5 protein-coding genes are annotated in these 4094 nt (G+C 60.8%); 2 read left to right on the forward strand and 3 right to left on the reverse strand.

The features are described 5' to 3' along the window. From NW837_RS08210 to gyrA, 3 genes are all read right to left on the reverse strand, one after another. On the reverse strand, positions 1-242 hold a 242-nt coding region (locus NW837_RS08210), incomplete at its 3' end, for a glycerate kinase (protein ID WP_414330539.1). A gap of 38 nt (positions 243-280) precedes the next feature. Further along, positions 281-652, reverse strand: coding sequence for a DUF760 domain-containing protein (locus tag NW837_RS08215; RefSeq protein WP_414330541.1), 372 nt, complete (start codon positions 650-652; stop codon positions 281-283). A gap of 186 nt (positions 653-838) precedes the next feature. Then, positions 839-3367 carry a DNA gyrase subunit A gene (gyrA, locus tag NW837_RS08220; protein WP_414330543.1) on the reverse strand — a complete coding sequence of 843 codons (2529 nt, stop codon included), beginning with the start codon at positions 3365-3367 and terminating at the stop codon, positions 839-841. A gap of 191 nt (positions 3368-3558) precedes the next feature. On the opposite strand from gyrA, the gene NW837_RS08225 reads away from it, so the two are divergent. Together NW837_RS08225 and NW837_RS08230 are read left to right on the forward strand one after the other, a co-directional pair. After that, the gene (locus tag NW837_RS08225) at positions 3559-3825 is read left to right on the forward strand and encodes a hypothetical protein (RefSeq protein ID WP_414330545.1); all 267 of its coding nucleotides are present in this window, start codon (positions 3559-3561) and stop codon (positions 3823-3825) included. A gap of 90 nt (positions 3826-3915) precedes the next feature. Beyond that, positions 3916-4094: SulP family inorganic anion transporter (locus NW837_RS08230; RefSeq protein ID WP_414330548.1), on the forward strand; the 179-nt coding region annotated here is incomplete at its 3' end.

A 4094-nucleotide genomic window follows, 5' to 3' on the forward strand; every position in this document is an offset into this window, starting at 1 on the left:
CCCACAGACCCTTTTTCTCTCCCCAGCGTCGGCAGCAATACCTCTAGGGTGCCCTCTCCCCCATCGGCCAAGGGGAGCCGCTCCACCTCGGCCTCCGGCAGCACCTGTTGGATCCCGCGGGCCATGCTCTCTGCCGCCGCCGTGGCTGTTAGGGATCCCTTAAAGCTATCCGGGCAAACCAAAATCCGCCGCGGTGGGCTGCTGAACTGGGATCCCTTTGCCTGGAAACCCGCATCCAGCATGGAACCTCCTCGGCGGCGCTAAAAGGTGGATTGCAAGCCTAGCCCTCCTCCTCTGCTGGCGAAGGCTGATCCGCGCTGGCAGGCTGGGAGGCACTGCCCAAAGATTGCTCCAGGGCTAGGCGCTGCTCCATGACCCGCAGGAAATAGCCGCCCATCATCGCGCCGGAGAGCATTTTGGCCAAGCTCTCGCGGTTGGTGATGATCTGAACCCCGAATTGATCGGAGGGCAAGCTCCCCACCAAGCTGCGGATGTTGTGGCCCAAGATCTCCAGCACTTCTGGGGAAGAATTGCGGGCAATATCCTGAAAGACGCTGGGATCCTGAGATTGCAGGTATTGCCAGAGCCGGTTGTCGGGGCTCGGAGTTTGCAATGCCTCAAAACCAGGGATGAAGTTCAACGGGCTCGCCATGGAGTAACCCAGCTCCACAAACACAGCAGATGCCATCCCAACTGGGCCGCTCGGCCTGATCCCACAGGCCTTTGCCGTTCCCGGAATTTGGGCTATCCCAAAGGTAACACCCCATCCTCACCCTCTCCGGTACGGGATCCCACCCTTCTGCGGCGGCAAATGCCGTACCTAAGTAACGGCCGGGGATCAAGCGCTGGCTTCTGAGGTCTCCTCCTCGGCAACCAAGGCAGCGGGTACCACTGTAACTCCCACAATGCTGTCTTCCGGATCCAGGCGCTGCACCAGCACCCCGGTCGCCTCGCGGGACTGGGTGGGAATGGCCTTGGCCAACTGGCGCATGACAATGCCCCTGGCGGTTACCAACAGGATCTCGTCTTCGGCATTGACGATGCGCAGGGCCGCCAGCTCGTCCGACGCCTGGCGGAACTTGGTGGCGATCACCCCCTTGCCGCCGCGGTTTTGCTGGCGGAAATTGTCGATGGCCGAGCGCTTGCCCCGCCCTTCTTTGGTGATCACCAGCACCCAAGGGTTAGCCAGCTTCTCCCCCTCTCGCTCGGCAGCCATCACCGATTCGGCAGAGATAATATCCATGCTGACGATGTCATCGCCGGCGTTGAGGGTAATGGCCCGCACGCCCCGGGTGGCCCGTCCCAGAGGGCGCAGTTGCTCGTCATCCGCCGGGAAGCGAATGGACATGCCTTGGCGGGTCGCCATGACCACATCATCGCTGGAGCGGGCGCGGCGCACCCAGCGCAGTTCGTCGTTTTCTTCCAGAGAGATGGCAATCAGGCCGTTGGAGCGTACATTGGCAAAGGCGCTGAGGGCCGTTTTTTTGATGTAGCCGCCGCGGGTGAGCATCACCAGATATTCGTCGTCGCTGAACTGGCTCACCGGCACCATGGACGTAACCCGCTCTTCCCGGGTGATCGGCAGCAACTGAACGATGGCGCTGCCGCGGGCGGCGCGGCTCCCCTGGGGGATCTGGTGGGCGGGCAGGGTATAGACTACGCCCCGATTGGTGAAAAAGAGGATGGTGTCGTGGCTGCGACAGGCAAAAAACTGTTCGATGGCATCGTCTTCTTTGATGCGGGCGCCGGCTTTGCCGCGGGTGGCTCGCCCCTGCACCTGGAACTCCTCAAGGCCCATGCGCTTGATATAGCCCTGCTCGGTTAGAAAGATAACCGTCTCCCGATTTTCGATCAGATCATCCGTTCCCAGCTCCCCATCCTCCAAACAGAGGCGGGAACGGCGCGGGCTGGCAAAGCGGGCTTTGAGCTGCTGCAGCTCTTCGCTGATGATCTGCATCACCCGTTCTCGGCGGGCCAGAATATCCCGCAGGTCGGCAATTTGCCTCACCAAGTCTTCGTGCTCGGCCTGGATTTTTTCCGCTTCCAGGGCGGTGAGGCGGCGCAGCTGCATCTGCAGGATCCCGTCGGCTTGGGCTTCACTCAGGCCCAACACCGCCTGCAATTCCTCTCGGGCTGTGGCGGTATCGGCGGCTCCCCGAATGAGGGCAATCACCCGATCCAACTGCCCCAAAGCCAAGAGATAGCCCTGCAGCAGGTGATCCCGCTCTTCGGCTTTTTGCAGCTCGTAGCGGGTGCGCCGCTCGATCACCTCTTCCCGAAAATCCAGAAAAGCCTGCAGCGCGTCCCGCAGGGTCAGGGTGCGCGGCTCGCCGTTGAGGATGGCCAGCATGTTGACCCCGAAGTTGGCCTGCAGGGGGGTTTGCTTGTAGAGGTTGTTGAGCACCACCTGCGGCTGGGCATCCCGCTTTAGCTCGATCACCACCCGCATGCCGCTGCGGTCGCTCTCGTCACGGATGTCGGCAATGCCTTCCAGCTTTTTCTCGTTGACCAGCTCGGCGATCTTCTCGATCATGGCTGCCTTGTTGGTTTGGTAGGGCAGTTCGGTGATGATGATGGCGTCCCGAACCGGTCGGCCCCGCTGCTCTATGGTTTCGACGGTGGCCACCCCCCGCAGGGTGATGGAGCCGCGCCCGGTGGTGTAGGCTTCGCGGATGCCCTCTTGGCCCATGATCAGCGCCCCGGTGGGGAAGTCGGGGGCCGGGATCCACTGCATCAACTCCAGGCTGGTCAGGTTGGGGTTGTGGATGAGGGCGATCAGGCCGTCCACCAATTCGCTCAAGTTGTGAGGCGGGATGTTGGTGGCCATGCCCACGGCAATGCCGGAAGAGCCGTTTAAGAGCAGTTGCGGGATCCGCGCCGGCAGCACCAGGGGTTCTTGCTGGGATCCGTCGTAGTTGCCGACAAAATCGACAGTGTTGGCGTCAATATCTTGGAGCAGGGCTTCTTGGGCAAAGGCAGTCAGCCGACACTCGGTATAGCGCATAGCTGCCGGCGGATCGTTGTCCACAGAGCCGAAGTTGCCATGCCCATCCACCAGCCGCTCCCGCATGGAGAAATCTTGAGCCATGCGCACCAGCGCATCATAGACGGCCTGATCCCCATGGGGATGGTATTTCCCGATCACATCCCCCACCACGCGGGCACACTTGCGAAAGGGGCGATCCGCCGTCAGGCCCAACTCGTGCATGGCGTAGAGAATGCGGCGGTGCACCGGCTTCAGGCCATCCCGCGCATCTGGCAAAGCCCTCCCGACGATCACGCTCATGGCGTATTCCAGGTAGGACTGCGACATCTCCCGCTGCAGGTCGGTGGAGATGATGCGCGCCGTCGATTCGTTGTCGCTCATGGGGTTGGGTTATCCGTAAGGGATCCCAGTCGGCCTTGGCGCAGTGGGTTCATGGAAGTTTATCGAGAAACCAACCCTGACCGTGGCAGACTGAAGGTGATTGAATTGAGCAGAAAGCTTTTGTATTCCCAGTCTACCATTCGCCCTTTGTGAAGGCTGGCTGACTTCCAGTAGGAGAGGCTCGGTGGTTCATCGGCGGCCCTCTCTACAGCCTCATGGATCGAGATTTACAGGTGGGCCAAGCGGAGCTGATCATTACCCTGACCGGCATCGACGACACCTTTTCCCAAACCATCCATGCTCGCCACTCCTACTTGGCCGATGAGATTCTCTGGGGCCACCGATTTGCCGATATTCTCCACCTGGACAGCAACGGGCATCGCTATGTGGACTACTCTCACTTTCACACAACTCTACCGGCTCAAGCCCCATGCCCTCGCTTGGAGGGGAATCCTTGAGGGAAACTATAGAAGAAAATCTATTCTCTAGCATGATCTCTATAGTAACGTTCAATGATAGGCTGCCCATAGCGTCGAGGGCTTTGGGGCATGCTGAGCCAAGCGAAAGAACAACAGTCCGGCGGCAAGAGATTTCTGGATTGGCACCGACGTCTGAGCCTAGACAACTGGCGCGGGGATCTCTTCGGCGGGCTGACGACGGCGATTGTTTCCTTGCCGATGGCCTTGGCCTTTGGGGTGGCTTCGGGGGCAGGGCCGGTGGCGGGCTT

The sequence above is a fragment of the Synechococcus sp. R6-10 genome (genome assembly GCF_047461815.1).
Taxonomy (GTDB): Bacteria; Cyanobacteriota; Cyanobacteriia; order Thermostichales; family Thermostichaceae; genus Thermostichus.